The organism is Micromonospora sp. WMMD714 (assembly GCF_029581315.1).
GTDB classification, from domain to species: Bacteria; Actinomycetota; Actinomycetes; order Mycobacteriales; family Micromonosporaceae; genus Micromonospora; species Micromonospora rifamycinica.
Map to the genome: position 1 here is coordinate 5,373,334 of NZ_CP120744.1, position 15,593 is coordinate 5,388,926.

At 71.9% G+C, this 15,593-nt stretch carries 9 protein-coding genes; 5 read left to right on the forward strand and 4 right to left on the reverse strand.

What is annotated here, in order from left to right:
* The first annotated feature begins 263 nt into the window (after positions 1 to 263).
* The 3 genes from O7625_RS22935 to O7625_RS22945 all read left to right on the forward strand — a co-directional run bounded on the left by O7625_RS22935 (position 264) and on the right by O7625_RS22945 (position 6,553).
* On the forward strand, positions 264 to 1,712 hold the full coding sequence (locus tag O7625_RS22935) for a phosphoesterase (protein WP_282341409.1): 1,449 nt from the start codon (positions 264 to 266) through the stop codon (positions 1,710 to 1,712).
* 355 nt (positions 1,713 to 2,067) lie between these two features.
* Positions 2,068 to 4,806 (forward strand): M14 family zinc carboxypeptidase, encoded by a 2,739-nt coding sequence (locus tag O7625_RS22940; RefSeq protein WP_282341411.1) that lies wholly within the window; start codon positions 2,068 to 2,070, stop codon positions 4,804 to 4,806.
* A 142-nt stretch (positions 4,807 to 4,948) separates the two neighbouring features.
* On the forward strand, positions 4,949 to 6,553 hold the full coding sequence (locus O7625_RS22945; RefSeq protein WP_282341413.1) for a class I SAM-dependent methyltransferase: 1,605 nt from the start codon (positions 4,949 to 4,951) through the stop codon (positions 6,551 to 6,553).
* Positions 6,554 to 6,636: 83 nt separating this feature from the next.
* Here the strand turns inward: O7625_RS22945 and O7625_RS22950 are convergent, their stop codons facing one another.
* Positions 6,637 to 7,509 carry a hypothetical protein gene (locus tag O7625_RS22950; RefSeq protein WP_282341415.1) on the reverse strand — a complete coding sequence of 291 codons (873 nt, stop codon included), beginning with the start codon at positions 7,507 to 7,509 and terminating at the stop codon, positions 6,637 to 6,639.
* A gap of 483 nt (positions 7,510 to 7,992) precedes the next feature.
* On the opposite strand from O7625_RS22950, the gene O7625_RS22955 reads away from it, so the two are divergent.
* Complete coding sequence (locus O7625_RS22955; RefSeq protein WP_282341417.1) at positions 7,993 to 9,462, forward strand: RICIN domain-containing protein; 1,470 nt, start codon at positions 7,993 to 7,995, stop codon at positions 9,460 to 9,462.
* A gap of 182 nt (positions 9,463 to 9,644) precedes the next feature.
* Positions 9,645 to 10,772 (forward strand): helix-turn-helix domain-containing protein, encoded by a 1,128-nt coding sequence (locus O7625_RS22960; protein WP_282341419.1) that lies wholly within the window; start codon positions 9,645 to 9,647, stop codon positions 10,770 to 10,772.
* On the opposite strand, the gene O7625_RS22965 is transcribed toward O7625_RS22960, so the two are convergent.
* From O7625_RS22965 to O7625_RS22975, 3 genes are all read right to left on the reverse strand, one after another.
* Positions 10,718 to 13,024: a helix-turn-helix domain-containing protein gene (locus tag O7625_RS22965; RefSeq protein WP_282341421.1), complete on the reverse strand. Its 2,307-nt coding sequence runs from the start codon at positions 13,022 to 13,024 to the stop codon at positions 10,718 to 10,720. The two genes, O7625_RS22960 and O7625_RS22965, sit on opposite strands and share 55 nt — an antisense overlap.
* Positions 13,025 to 13,092: 68 nt before the next feature.
* On the reverse strand, positions 13,093 to 13,611 hold the full coding sequence (locus O7625_RS22970) for a hypothetical protein (protein ID WP_282341422.1): 519 nt from the start codon (positions 13,609 to 13,611) through the stop codon (positions 13,093 to 13,095).
* Positions 13,612 to 13,854: 243 nt separating this feature from the next.
* Positions 13,855 to 15,324: an arabinofuranosidase catalytic domain-containing protein gene (locus O7625_RS22975; protein ID WP_282341424.1), complete on the reverse strand. Its 1,470-nt coding sequence runs from the start codon at positions 15,322 to 15,324 to the stop codon at positions 13,855 to 13,857.
* Positions 15,325 to 15,593 lie beyond the last annotated feature (269 nt).

The window sequence follows — 15,593 nt, forward strand, 5'->3', positions numbered from 1 at the left end:
GGCCGGGCGGCACCCCGCGATCCGATCGTCCGGCCAGGCCCCCGTCGCGCTGTGCGACGGGGGCCTGGTCCCGGTAGCGGCGACGGCGCTTCGCTGGCCAGGCATCGTTCATCCCGGTCCCGACCACCGTGCAACGGTTGTTCACCACCCTCTCGCAGGCTTCGTGATCGACACGGTCACCACCGGATCGAGCGAAGGGCTCCGCAGTGCAGGACAGGGATTCCGAGGACGCCACAGGCGGTCAGCTGTCGCGTCGCCAACTGGTGAAGTACGCGGGTGTCGGTGCGACGCTCGCCGCCGCCGGCCCGTTCGTGGGGGCCGAGGCGGCGCACGCCGACCCGGACCGGCAGGAGGCGGCGCAGGCCGGCGCGGGTCGGCCCGACGGCCGGGTCTGGCGGGCCGGTGACCACCACATCCACTCCGAGTACAGCGGGGACTTCGACACCACCACGAACCCGCCGACGTTCCGCAAGGGCGCCGACGCGGTCTACCCGATCGTCACCAATGCGATCATGGCGAAGAACTTCGGGCTGACCTGGGCGATGTGCACCGACCACGGTGGGCCGACACACTCGAAGGTGAACCTGGAGCTGGCGTACCCCGATCTACTGCGGTCCCGCCGGCTGGTGCCCGAGGTGTTGCAGTTCTGGGGGATGGAGTTCGACGCCCCGGCGATGGACCACCACACCCTGATGATCCCCCGGCACGCCGACGAGGCGAAGCAGCTCTTCGAGCTGGAGAGCCGGTTCGCCAAGCGGGATCCGTTCCCCGCCGACCCGAGCCGCGACACCGAGGCCAAGATGGTGGAGTTTCTCAAGGTGGCCCGGACCATGCCGCACAAGCCGCTGGTGATCGCCCACCACACCTCCCGCTCGGCGACCGGGCTGGGGGTCTACGGGCAGGATCTCCCGCACGAGTTCCGTAACGGCAACGACGCCGCCCCGGACGTCTACGTCGGCTTCGAGGGCGCCCCCGGGCACCAGGCGGGGCCGCTCAACGGCAGCGCCCGGGGCGGCTACGGCAACCACCCGACCTACGGCGGCTACGACCAGGCGACCGCCCGGGTGGGCGGGCTGTGGGACGCGCTGCTGGGCGAGGGGCGGCGGTGGTGGATCACCGCGACCTCCGACTCGCACGTGCACTGGACCCGGGGCGGCACCGACTTCTGGCCGGGCGAGTACAGCAAGACCTACGTGCTGGCCCGCCAGGAGTACCACGACATCATGGACGGGCTGCGACACGGGCGGATCTTCGTCACCACCGGTGACCTGATCACCCGGCTCGACGTCACCGCCGGCAGCCAGGGGCGCTCGGCCGGCTCGGGCGAGACCATCACGGTCAGCCGCCGCGACCGCACCGACGTGGAGGTCGAGATCCGGTTCCGGCCGCCGGCCGGCACGAACGCCAACGGCGACCGGCCGCAGGTCCGCCGGGTGGACCTGATCGTCGGCCGGGTGACCGGCCCGAGCGTCGACCGGGACGCCGACACCAATCCGACCACCGCCGTGGTGGCCCGGTTCGGTCCACGCGACTGGCGACAGCAGGGCGCGCAGTGCGTCATCCGGCACACCCTGCGCAACGTCGACGCCGACAGCTACCTGCGGGTACGCGGCACCAGCACCGACGAGGCCGAGCCGCTGGCCGACGGGTTGGAGAGCCCGTGGAGCGACCTGTGGTTCTACTCCAACCCGGTGTTCGTCCGGGTGCGCTGACCGCCCGGTCCCGGCCCGCCGTCGGCGGGCCGGGACCGCCCCCCACCGGGTCGACGGCGTTGAATATGATCAGGCTCACGGCGCGGGTTTCCCGGGACGGACCAGGGTCCGGAGTGGACGTCGACTCGCCATCAATCGCCCGCGTTCGAGCGGGTGTGGGGCAATTGGCGAATCGCGTACCGGTCACCGATTGTGAATCTTGACCACCCGAAAGCGCAGGTCATACGCTCCGGGCACCCTCGATTCATTTCCCGGGAAGGGAAACGGGACACCCATGCGAACTGCCGGACTCCGCTCCACACTGCATTCCAGCAGACGGTTGGCGAGCGCCACCGCAATCGTCCTACTGGCCGGAATGACCCCCCTGGTGGCCGGTCCGTCGGCCACCGCCGCTCCCCCGGCCACCTGCAGCACCGATCCCACCGACCGACTGGCCTCGGTGCCCACCCCGGAGAGCTTCCTCGGCTTCCCGCTCGGCACCGGCCAGGAGCGGGTGGTCACCAACGAGGAGGTGCGGGGCTACCTCGCCGCCGTGGACACCGCCTCGAAGCGGGTCGTCACCGGCGTGCTGGCCAGCAGCGTGCTGGGCCAGCCGCTGCCGTACGCGATCGTGTCCAACGAGAGCAACGTCCGACCGGCCGTGCTCAAGGGCATCGCCGAGGACGTCCGCTCGCTGCGCGACCCCCGGGTGGTGGACCAGCAGCGGGCCGGCGAGATCGCCGAGGCGGCCCCGGCGATCGTCTGGGTCACCGCCAACGTGCACGGCGGCGAGAAGAGCGGCACCGACGCCGCCCTCAAGACGCTGTACGAGCTGGCCGCCGGGCTGTCCTGCGAGGTCCAGCAGCGCAACGACAACCTGATCACCATCATCGTGCCGACGCAGAACCCGGACGGCCGCGACGCCAGCCGCCGGCAGAACGAGTACGGCTTCGACATGAACCGGGACTGGTTCGCCCGGACCCAGCAGGAGACCGACGGCAAGCTCGAACTGATGCGGAAGTACCCGCCGCAGGTCTTCATCGACGCGCACGAGATGGGCGGCCGGCAGTACTTCTTCCCGCCCAACGCCGACCCGATCCACCACGAGATCGCCGGTGAGGCGGTGGACTGGATCAACCGGATCGGCGAGGCCAACAAGGCCGGCTTCGGCTACAACGGCGCGTGCGACGCCACGGTGACCACCGAGTGCTACTTCAACTACTCCACCTACGACCTGTTCTTCATGGGGTACGGCGACACCGTGCCGGCCGCCGGCTTCGGGGCCGCCGGGATGACCTTCGAGAAGGGCAGCTCGTCGGCGGTGGCCGACCGGGTGCAGCAGCAGTTCCACACCCAGTGGTCGACGCTGGGCTGGGCCGCGGCGCACAAGCGGGAGGTGCTCAACGGCTGGTTCAAGGTCTGGAAGGACGCGCTCGCCCAGGGCCGGGCCGGCACGTTGGAGCCCAACGAGGTGGTCCAGCCGACCAACACCGTGCAGTTCCCGGTGCCGGAGCAGAGCATCAGGTCGTACTTCCTGCTGCCCGACCGGCAGCTCGCCGACGCCCGCCAGCTCGTCGAGCGGCTGCGCCGGATGGACGTCGAGGTCTACCAGGTGAAGAAGGCGGTCAAGCTGCCCACCGCGAAGCTCTTCGGCGGCCGGTCGGCGACCAACCTGACCGTCCCGGTCGGGTCGTACTGGATCCCGATGAACCAGCCGCAGAAGCACTGGATCCAGGCGATCATGGGTGAGGACCCGTACACGCCGTTCCCGTACTTCTACGACGTGTCGTCGTGGAGCAACCCGCTGCTGATGGGGGTGAACGCCGTCTACACCGGGGCGGACGTCAAGCCCAACGCCGAGCTGATCGACAAGATCCAGAACACCGGGGGCGGCAAGATCCTGGCCGCGCCGCCGCTGAAGGGCTCCTACACCTACGCGCTGGACTCCGCCGCCGCGGCCGAGTTCACCTTCACCCTGCTGGGCAAGGACGTGCAGCTGGTCCGGGACCTGGACAGCGGCGAGGTGGGGATGCCGGCCGGCGCGTTGACGCCGGAGCTGAACACCACGGCCAAGAAGCTGGGCGTCACGCTCACCCCGTACACCACGGCGGCGGTCGGCACCCCGATCAGCCGGCCGGACGTCGGCCTGTTCCAGGGCACCGGCATCTCCACCACCTCCGGCTCGCACGGCGAGGCCCGGTACGTGCTGGGCAAGCGGTGGGGCCTGGACCTCACCCCGGTCACCACCGCCGACATCAACGACAACACCCCCGCCTTCACCGGCCGCACGGTGCTGCTGGTGCCGGACGGCAGCAACGCGACCGGCGGGCTGACCGCGACCGGGCAGGCCAACCTGCGCGCCTGGATCGCCCAGGGCCACACCTACCTGGGCCTGCGCAACGAGGGCACCCGGATGGCCCGCGCCGCCGGTCTCACCTCGACCACCGAGAAGCCGAAGCCGACCGGCTACACGGTGATCGGCTCGCACCTGCGGGTCGACGTGGACCCGGACAGCCCCGTCGGGCTGGGCCGGCCGGCGGAGGACTTCGAGTTCAACAACAACGACCCGATCCTCACCCCGAGCAGCACCGGCCGCAACGTGCTGCGCTACCCGAGCGGGGACACCTTCTGGGCCAACGGCTACACCGTGCAGGGTGACGCGCTCAAGGGCACGGTCGCGGTGGTGGACGAGCCGACCGGGGCCGGGCGGGCGGTGCTGTTTGCGTTCAACCCGCTGTTCCGGGCGTACAACGAGAGTGGGCTGCACCTGGTGGCCAACGCGCTGCTGTACCCGGCGACCGGCACGTCGGCCCGGACGGCGTCGCCGGTGCGGGTCGACCCGGCGCGGGCCGCCGCGGCGGCCGCCCCGGTCACCGAGAACCTGGGCGGGCAGTGGCGGCCGTTCACCCTCCAGGTGGCCGCCGGCGACCTGGCCCGGACCGAGGCGATCGTCGAGCGGTACACCGACACCGCGCGGGTGGCGGTGGCGGGCGGCTCGGCCTACCTGGTGATCCCCAACCCGGCGGGTCTCCAGATCGACGAGCACCCGTTCCTGGGTGACCTGGTGCGAACCCTGCGGGCCGCGCAGGTTCCGCTACGTTCCGTCGTCGGCTGACGCCGGACGGGGCGGGGGCGGCGTCGCACGGCGTCGCCCCCGCACCCGCTCCGGGCGGCACGCACCGTCCCGGCACCCCACGCGGAGCCGCGTCCCCCACCCCGCGCGGAGCCGGGCACCGCGCATCGGCTAGGAACGGGGGATGCCCCGCTACCTGCTGTTTCCCGGCCGACATCACCTGCTGACCCGGTTCCAGGCCGACTATCTACACCGGTTCGCCACCGGTGGCGACCACGACACCCCCGACGGTGGACACGGTGTTACCGAACGTGACCACGACGCCGCAGCCGGGGGCCGCCCGGTCGACCGCTCCGCCGACGTCACCGTGGTCTGGGCGGTCACCTCGGCCAACCACGAGAACACCCGCCGCAACCCGGTCCCCTACCACCGGCGGGAGGCGGCGATCGAACGGTTCAGCGTGCTGGCCGGGCTGCGGTCGGTGGTGGTGCCGGTCTTCGACACCGCCGAGACCGACCGGTTCGCCGAGGTCACCCTCAAGAACGTGGCGGCCACCGCAGGCCTGGAGCTGACCCCGGAGAACACCGTGGTCGCCTGCTCGACGCCGCAGGTCGCCGCCATGTACGCCCGGTTGGGGTTCCCGATCGCCGGGGTGGAGGCTGACGTCGACCCGAGCCCCGCCCGGCCCTGGGACGTGCTGTTGCGGCTGGCCGCCGACGACCCGTCGTGGCGGGAGCTGGCCCACCCGGCCACCCTCGACGTCTACGCCCGCTACCGGCTCGACGACCTGGTCCGTTCGGTGGTCAACGACCCGGTGGTCGGCGACGAGGGCGGGCTGACCGCCACCCGCGACTACCGGACGTACGCCGAGGCGTTCGCCGACGCGGCGCAGCGCAAGTGGGCGACGGTGCGCGAGCACGTGCGGCCCGGCCGGATCGTCGACGTCGGCTGCGGCGCGGGCGCGGTGCTGGAGCTGGCCGACCGGGAGCCGACGCTGCGGGAGAGCGACCTGATCGGGGTCGAGGTGGCCCGGCACCTGTACGAGGAGTGCGTGCACAAGAAGGCGCAGGGCTTCTTCACCAACCCGAACGTGTTCTTCTACCGTCGCAACGTGCTCGGCGGGGCGGTGTTCGCGCCCCGCTCGGTGGACACCACGCTGACGTTCGCGCTGACCCACGAGATCTGGTCGTACGGCGACCGGATGGCGTCGCTGCGCCGGTTCGTGCAGGCCATCTACGAGCACACGGTGCCCGGCGGGGTGTGGATCAACAGTGACGTGTGCGGGCCGGACGGCCGGGACCGGACGGTACGGCTGCGGCTGTCGACCACCGACGGGGCCAACCCGGCCCGCCCCCGCGAGGATCTGGCGTCGCTGCCGGCCGACCAGGTGGCCGCGCACCTCACCGGGCTGTCGACCCGGGCCCGGCTGGACCAGTTCGCCGTCGACTACCGGTTCCCGTTCGGGTTCCGGCCGGTCGACGACGGCACCGGTGGGCTGGTCGAGCTGCTGCTCGGCTCGGCGATGGACTTCCTCACCCGCAAGGACTACACCGACAACTGGCTGTCCGAGACGCAGGAGGAGTTCTGCGGGCTGGAGTGGGCCGACTGGAAGGCCCTGCTGGCCGACGTGGGCTTCGAGGTCGACCCGGCCAGCGGCCCGTACCGCAACGACTGGATCGTCACCCACCGGCTCGCGCCGAGCGCCGCGCTGAGCCGGGTGGACGGCGCAGCGCTGGACTGGCCGGTGACGCACGTGCTGCTGGTCGCCCGCCGGCCGGTCAACACCTGATCCGGCGGGAGGCGGAAGGCCGGGGGCGGGAGGCCGGGGGCGGGAGGATTCCTCCCGCCCCCGGCACCGCCGTCAGGAGCCGGTCAGGACAGGAACTTGTCCAGGGCGGCCTCGATGGTTCCGCTGTCCGGCGCCGCGTACGCCTTCATCGTCGTCTTGTTGTACGAGATGAAGCTCGGGCACCGGGTGGCCGGGGCGTTCACGGTCCCGCCGTCGCCGATCTTCTCGGCCGTCTTGGCGGCGTAGAAGGTGAGCTGGTAGCGCGAGGAGATGTAGGAGACGCTGACGTTCTTGCCGTCGCTCGCCTTGTAGTCGCACTTCTTGGGCGCACCCTCGCTGCCCGGGACCATCGACATGCAGCCGACCACCGACACGGTGGTGAAGTCCGCCGACTTGGCGTAGTACCGCTTGTCGGAGCCGACCAGCTTCGACGACCAGAACGTCGGCCGCTCGGGGTTGTTCGAGAAGACGTACGCCTTGGCCGTGGCCGGGCCGCTGTAGGTGGCCGCGTTGAGGATCGGGCTGCCGTCGCAGACCGACGACAGGTCGCTGGAGTAGCGGGCCGTCACCGCGTTGTTGTTGTTGTTCGGCTGCTCCGTCGGCGGGTCGGACGGCTGCGGGCTGGCCGAGGTGTCGGTGCCGGGCCCCGGGTTGGTGGCCGCGGTCGGCGTCGGGGTCGGGTCGGGCTCGTCGTCGTTGCCGACCAGGGCGAGCCCGATGCCGGCGCCGCAGAGCGCGAGGATGAGGACCACCGCGCCGACGATCAGGCCGATGACCAGACCGCGGTTCGACTTGGGCGGCGGCACCGGAACACCGAACTGCGGGGCCTGGCCGTACTGCGGGGCCTGACCGGGCTGGCCGTACGCCGGGTAACCGGCGGCCGGGGCCGGTGGCCCGCTCCACGGCGTGACGTTCGGATCCGGCTGTTCTCCGTACGGAGGGTGACTGTTGCTCATCTGAAGCCCTTATCGCTGTCGACGGTACCCAGGCACTGGATCATCGGTCAGGGTAGTGAGCGGCACAAACCGAGACGGTCGTTGTCGGAGGGCAAGCAAACCCGGACCGACCACACGGGGTGACAAGCGATCACACTGGGTCACGGATCCACTCTCCTCGGCGGCCGTCGAACCACCTCACAGGGACCTTCGGTGGTGAAATGTGGGGTGCGGAAAAGGGATTAGGCCCGGAACGTGCCTTCCGTGCCGGACACTGCGAGAACCCTTCACAATGTGACGTAGATCATTGGCAACCATCCCGACGATCGACACCACCTCGCCGACCGAGGTGACCCGGGACACCCTCCCCGCCACCCCAACATATCGATGTCTGTCACATTGACATATGGGCATGTGACGGTACATCGGCCTATCGTGAGGGTCGAAATCACGGCCCGCACGTCCCCGCGGGCACCTCGCGTCCACCGTAAGAGGAGGCGGCCCATGCCTGCCGCGCCCCACCCCACCACCCTCCGACGGCTCGTCCTCGCCCTCGCCGCCTGCGCGGCCCTGCTCGTCCCGCTCACCCTGCCGGCCCCCGCGGCCCGGGCCGCGCCGGTCACCGTCACCAACGGCACCCAGTTCACCGACACCGCCGGCGCCGGGGTGCACGCCCACGGCGGCGGCATGATCAAGGTGGGCGACTACTACTACTGGTTCGGCGAGAACCGCAACGACAACAACACCTTCCGGTACGTCTCGGTCTACCGCTCCACCGACCTGCGCACCTGGGAGTTCCGCAACAACGTGCTCACCCAGTCCTCCGCCGGGGAGCTGGCGACGGCCAACATCGAACGACCGAAGGTGATCTACAACGCCGGCACCGGTCAGTACGTGCTCTGGATGCACTGGGAGAACGGCGTCGACTACAACCAGGCCCGGGTCGCGGTGGCCACCTCCAGCACGGTCGACGGCAACTACCGCTACCTGGGCAGCTTCCGCCCGCTCGGCCACGACTCCCGGGACCAGACGGTGTTCCGCGACGACGACGGCACCGCGTACCTGATCTCGGCCACCCGCAACAACGCCGACCTGAACATCTACCGCCTCACCCCCGACTACACCGGGGTCGCGTCGCTGGTCCGCACGCTGTGGCCGGACAACTACCGGGAGGCCCCGGCGATGTTCAAACGCAACGGGGTCTACTTCCTGGTCACCTCGGGCGCCACCGGCTGGTCGCCGAACCAGGCCCGGTACGCCACCGCCAGCAGCATCGGCGGCACCTGGACCAACCCGACCAACTTCGCCGACGGCACCACCTACGACTCGCAGTCGGCGTACGTGCTGCCGGTGCAGGGCAGCGCCGCCACGTCGTACCTCTACCTCGGCGACCGGTGGGCCGGCGCGACGGGCGGCCCGGTCAACCAGTCCCGGTACGTCTGGCTGCCGCTGAACTTCCCCTCCGCCACCTCGCTCACCATGAGCTGGTACCCGCAGCTCACCATCGACACCGCCACCGGCGTGGTCACCGGGGTCGCCGGCAGCTACACCTACGAGACACTGCGTCCCCGGCACAGCGGCAAGTGCCTGGACGTGCTCGACCGGTCCAGCGCCGACGGCGCCACGGTGGCGCAGTACGCCTGCAACAACGGCACCAACCAGCAGTGGCAACTGCGGGACGTCGGGTCCGGCTACCGGCAGATCGTGGCCCGGCACAGCGACAAGTGCCTCACCGTGGCCGGCGGGTCCACCGCCGACAATGCGGCGGTACAGCAGTTCGCCTGCCAGACCGGCCGCACCGACCAGCAGTGGCAGCTCGTCGACGCCAGCTCGGGCAGCGTCCGGATCGTGGCCCGGCACAGCGGCAGGTGCCTCGACGTCAGCGGCTACTCCACCGCCGACGGCGCACGGGTGATCCAGTACGCCTGCGGCACCGGCGCCAACCAGCAGTGGCAGCGGGTCGGGGCCGCCTGAGACCGCCCCGCCCGCCGTCCCACCCCCGTCCGCCGTCCCGCCTCCCGTAGGGCGGGACGGCGGGCGACGGCCGCCCCGCGCCCCACCAGCACCGGAACGCGATGTGACGATACCCTCACCCCAGGTGGTTTCCCGGCGGCGTCTACTGGGCGGGACAGCAGACGTCCTGACGGGGGTACGGGGTGCGGGACACCACACAGGAACAGATCCATCGGCTCCGGTCGCTGCGGACGGCCGCCGGGCTGACCATCGAGGAACTCGCCGTCCGCTCCGGGGTGAGCGCCCGGACGATCGGCGGGATCGAACGGCACCGGATCCGCCGTCCGCACCAGGGCACCCTGCGGGCGCTGGGCACGGCGCTGGGTCTCGACGGTGCCGACGCCGGGCAGCTCCGCCCGACCGGCGGGCAGGTCGCCGGGGTCACCGGCCTGCCCGGGGTGACCGCGCACTTCACCGGCCGGCGCGACGACCTCGCCTGGCTGGCCCGGCAGCTCGGCCGCCGCCCCACGGTGCAGCTGATCGGGCTGCCCGGGGCGGGTAAGACCGCGTTGGCGGTGCAGGCCGCCACCGACCTCGCCGAACGGTTCCCCGACGGGGTACGGTTCCTCGGCCCGGTCGCGGACGCCACCGCCGCCACCATCGCGCGACGGGTCCTGTCACCGGCCGACGTGGCGGCGCACGGGTCCGACGCGGCGGCCATTGGGGCGTACCGCGACCTGCTGCGTGACCGACGGATCCTGGTCCTGCTGGACGACGTGCGCGACGACCGCCAGATCGGTCCGTTGCTGCCGGCGGACGCCCTCGGCGTCACGCTGATCACCGGCCGGCATCCGCTGACCGACCTCCCGGTGACCGACCGGCGGCTGGTGCCACCGCTGCCGGCGGCCGACGCACGGACCGCCCTCGCCGCGATGGTGGGCGGCACCGCACCGACCTCCGCGGTCGCCACCCTGGCCGTCGGCTGCGGCGGCCTGCCGCTGGCGCTGCGGGTCACCGCCAACCGGCTGCTCACCCGGCCGCAGTGGAGCGCGCAGTGGCTGATCGACCGGCTGGCCCGGCCGGAACGGATCCTGGACGCGCTGGTCGCCGGGGACCTGTCGGTCCGCGACGCGTTCGAGCGGACGTACGCGGGGCTGCCGGAACGCGCCCGCCGGGCCGTCCTGCTGCTGACCCGGCCGGTCGGTCCGGCCCCCGCCGAGGCGGGCCTGCTCGACCTGGCCGAACGGGGCTGGGTCACCGCCGGCCGGGGGCACCGTTACGAGCCGCACCCGCTGGTACGCGCCTTCGCCCGGGTCGCCGCCGGCACCTGATCCCGACCGGCGGTCAGGTCGTCGCGGGAGCAGGCGGCCAGCAGCGTCGCGGCCCGAGCGGCCAGGTCCGGATCGTCACACTCCTCGGCCAGCTCGATCGCCCGCCTGAGGTACGCCGGGGCCTCCCGGGTCTCCCCGGTGCGACGCAGCGCCTCGACCAGCTCCGCCACCGCCACGGCCTCGGTCGCCGGCATCGCGGTGGCGCGCAGCCGCGCGACCGCCTCCCGCCGGGCGGTGACACACTCCGGCCACCGGCCGAGGGCGGCGAGGTCGTCGGCGATCCGCCGGCAGTTCAACGCGTCGGTGGCGGCCCGGGCGAAGGCCGCGATGGGATGGTGCGGATCGCGGAGCAGATCTCTGGTCCGCTGGTGCACCCGCAGCGCCTCGGCGGGTCTGCCGAGCGCCAGCAGCGAGGAGCCGACCGAGGCCATCGCCTGTGGCAGACCCTCCGGGTCGGCCGCGCGGCGCAGCAGCACCCAGGCCCGTTGGCGCTGCCGCAGGGCCGCCTCGTGCTCGCCCAGCCCGGTGTGGCCGCTGGCGGCGTAGAGCAACGCCCAGCCCTGCTGGGCCGGGTCGCCGGCGCGGACCGCCCGGTCCAGCGCCCGGCCGGCGGTGGCCACGCTGCTGGCGTACGCCCGCTGGCAGATCGCCTGCGCCCAGGACAGGTAGTTGAGATGGACCGCCTCGGTGCGGGGGTCGTCCAGTCGGGCGGCGGACTCGGCGGACAACCGGAACACCTCGGGCCACAGGTCGAGGTGGACCCGGCTGTCGGAGAACCAGTGCAGCGCGTCGACGGCCTCGACCACCAGCTCGTGCAGGCCCTCGGCGGTGGCCGACCGTAGCGCCGCGAACCAGTTGCCCCGCTCGGCGTCGAGCCAGGCCGCCGCTGCCGCGCGGTCGCGGAACTCCGTCAGCGACGTCGGCCCGTCCGGTTCGAAGTGCCGCCCGGCGGCGGTGGTGCGCGCCAGCCACCACCGCAGCGACGACGTCCGCAGCGGGCCGGTCGAGGTGGGTTCCTCGGCGGTCATCCGGTCGACGGCGAAGTCCCGTACCAGGTCGTGCAGTCCGTAGCGGTCCGCCGGCACGGCGGCCACCAGCCCGCTCTCCACCAGCGCCTCCAGCCGCTGCTCGGCCTGCGCACCGCAGGCCCCGGTGACCTCGGCGACCGGATCCGGGCCGAAGTCCGGACCCGGCATCAGGGACAGCCGCCGGAAGGTGCGCCGCAGGTCGGCCCCGAGTCGCCGGTACGACAGGCTGAGCGCGGTGTGGATGCCGGCGGCCCCGGCGTCGATCACCTGCAGTCGGGCCTGCTCCCCGGAGAACCGCCGGTTCAGCTCCTGCACCGACAGGCCCGGCTCCTCCGACAGCCGCTGGCCGGTGACCCGCAGCGCCAGGGGCATGTGACCGCAGTGCCGGGCCAGTTCGGCCAGCGCGGCCAGGTCGGTGGCCGGGCCGGGGCGGGCGATGGCCCGGAGCATGGCGGTGGAGTCCTCGGCCGACAACGGCTCCACCGACAGCCACCGGGCGGTGTCGAGGCCGCTGAGCCGCCGCCGGCTGGTGAACAGCACCAGGCTACGGCCGGCCCCGGGCAGCAGCGGTCGGGCCTGGGCCTCGTCGGCGGCGTTGTCCCACACCACCAGGGCGCGGCGCTCGCACAGCGCCGACCGGTACACCGTCGCCCGGTCCTCCAGGCCGGCGGGAATCCGCTGTTCCGGCACGCCGAGTGCCCGCAGCAGCCGGTGCAGCGCCTCACCGGGCGGGGTCGGAACGTCGTCCATGCCCCGCAGGTCGACGAAGAACCGGCCGTCGGGGAACTCCGGGGCCAGGTCGGCCGAGGCCCGCAGGACGAGGCTGGTCTTGCCCACCCCGGCGGGTCCGGTGACGACGAGCACGGTGGCCTGCTGCCGGTCCCCCGACGGGCGGCGGGCGATGTCACCCAGGGCCCGTAGCTCCGCCGCCCGGCCGCTGAAGTAGCGCGGCGGCCCGGGCAGTTCCCCGCCGACCGGTCGGCCGGAGGCGGCCTCGGCAAGGCGGCGGCGCTCGTCGTCCGGCACGGCGAGGGCGTCGAGCAGGACGGTCAGGGTACGCCGTCGCGGACGGCGGACCCGGTCCCGTTCGATGTCGCTGATCGCCCGGACGCTGACCCCGCAGCGGTCCGCGAGCCCCTCGATCGACAGCCCCGCCGCCACCCGGTGGGCACGCAGTGCCGAACCCAGCGACGGGGATTCGGGGGTGCCCGGTATCTGCTCCACTGGGCACACCCTCACAGATCACCGGCCGAGGTTCCAGGCATCGATCAGTGACCTACCGCATGGTCGGCTCACCGCCCGTTCAGTCGCCAGGTCTGGTATCCGCCGTAGTTGCACGCCCGCGCGTAGGAGTCCCCGCTGCCGTGGGTGTCGACGCAGATGTAGCGGGCGTCGACGAAGTTGAGCCGCAGTGACACCTGGCTCCAGTTCGGACCGTAACCCTCGATGAGTTGCCGGGCTTTGCCGGTGCAGGGGTAGGCGTGCTGCTGCGGGCCACCGTACTCCCACATCTCGATGCAGCGGCCGGTCTGCCGGTTGCGGACGGTAACCCGGTCGTAGCCGGACGGGGCCTTGCCCGCCGAGGTGACGATCCACGTCTGCCAGTTGTTGCCGGCCTGGCACGGCAGGGTGTAGATGACTCCGTTGCTGTTGCTGTCCAGGCACATCCCGGTCGCGTGGTTCTGGAACTGCCCGGTGAACTCGTAGGCCGCGGCGGCCGGCGCGGCGCTCAGGGCCACTCCCCCGCCGACCAGCATGACCGCCGCGACCATCCTGGCGAGGACTCCCCGCCATGACATCCGGTACCCCATGACTGCCACCCTGTCCCTCCTGTCGCCGGGCCGGCCTGCGCGCGGACCCGGGCATCCGTCTACACCGAGTACAGCGGCGGACGGCTGTGGTGACCACGCAGAACGACAGGCAAGAAAACGGCCGTGGCCCGGACCTGCCGCACCCGTCCTCCGGGCCACCCGCGTGGCGGGTGGCCCGGACAGGCGGGATGGCCCGGGGGCCGGACGGGCGGGATGGCCCGGCCGTCGGGTGCGGGGCTCCGGTCAGCTCCGCACGGTCCACTGCTGGTTCTGTTGCCCGTTGCAGGCCCAGAGGATCAGTTTGGTGCCGTTCGCCGTCGCCCCGCCGGAGGCGTCCAGGCAGAGTCCCGACTGCACGCCGGTGACGGTGCCGTTGGCGTTGACGTTCCACTGCTGGTTGGTGCCGGTGTGACAGTCCCAGATGATGACCTGGGTGCCGTTGCCGGTGCCCTGCCCGGACGCGTCGAGGCACTTGTTGCCCGCCACCTGGAGCTGCTTGCCGGCCGTGTGGGTGAAGCGCTGGGCGGTCCCGCCCGTGCAGTCCCAGAGCTGGACCTGTGTGCCGTTGGTGGTGCTGCCGTTCGGCACGTCGACACAGCGGCCGGACTGGGCGCCCACGAGCTGGACGTTCTGCTGCGGGGTGCCGCCACCGGCCGGCGCGTACCCGGCGGCGGCGATGTTCGCCTGGACGGCGTCCTCGGTGGCCTGCGACGGGTAGCCCGAGGTGAGGACGCCCTCGAAGAAGGTGCCGCGCCCGGAGACGCTGTTGTCGCCGCCGATGCCGAGCAGGATCGCCCCCTCCTTCTTCATCGGGTGGTATCCGTTGGGACGCCGCCCGTCGAAATAGGTCGTCAGGCCACCGGACTGCGCGTTACCGCCCCGGATCGCCCAGTGGTTCGGCTCGCCCTTCACCATGGCGGTCACGAATCGGTGGTTGATGGACGAAATGTTGTTGTATCCCGCGTTCACCCCGGAGAACAGTCCCCACTCGAGATCGGCCATGACCCATGGACCGGCACCCGCCCCGTAGCCCCACTGCTTGTTGGCGCCGAAGTAGACCGTCTCCATGATGGCCGGTGCGTCCGCCTGACCGTCGGTCTGCGCATTGCCGTAGTCGAAACAACACCATTGGTTGTAGTGCGTGCCGTCGACGACGGCGTAGATGCCCTCGGGCTGGTCGCCGGTGGCCACCCCGTTGGTGTTGTTGTTGCGGTAGCCGGTCCCGGGCGAGACGTAGACGCCGTAGGCCTTCCTGCCGCCGACCGTGACCGGGGCCGCCTTCGCGTCCGCCAGGTTGTCCCAGCCACCCGGCGCCGGGCCGGGCCAGTAGCCGGGGGGCGCCTGGGTGAGGCGGTTGTTGCGGCCCGACTGGTCGTAGATGACCGTGATCACGCAGTTGGTGTTCGCGCAGAAGGAGTCCTGGACGGCGGCGTCCACCACGCCACCTGCGCTCAGCACCCCGACGTCCCGGGTGGTGCCGTCCGACGTCCGCCGTAGCTGATAGAGCGGACCGTTGTACGCACCGTAGAGGGCTCGGGTGGTGCTGTGCGCGGCCACGCACGGCGTGCCGCCGGAGGCGTAGATGTCGCACGGCCCGGTGGTCGCGGCGCGCGCGTCCGGCGGGTCCGACACCAGGTAGCCGCCACCGACGGTGAGGGTCAGCACGGCCGCCACGGCGACCGTCAGACGAATCGGCCTTCTCTTCACGTTCATCGAATCCTCTCCGCACCGGAGCGGGATGGTGACGACCGCTTCTGGTCAGGCGTCCTGTGGTGTACGCGACGCCGGGCCGGGCTGCCGGTCGAGACCGCTCCCGACATAACACGTCAGATCTTTTACATTAATAGTCGTCGATGCGTTGCGCCACCCTCCGATCCCTGTCCGTCCGACCTCCGACGGATTGCCCGCCGGGCCGGGCGCGCAACAGTTGCGACCCCGGGTACGAATTGCGGAACCGTTATGCTCCACGGGAAGCGCGGCGC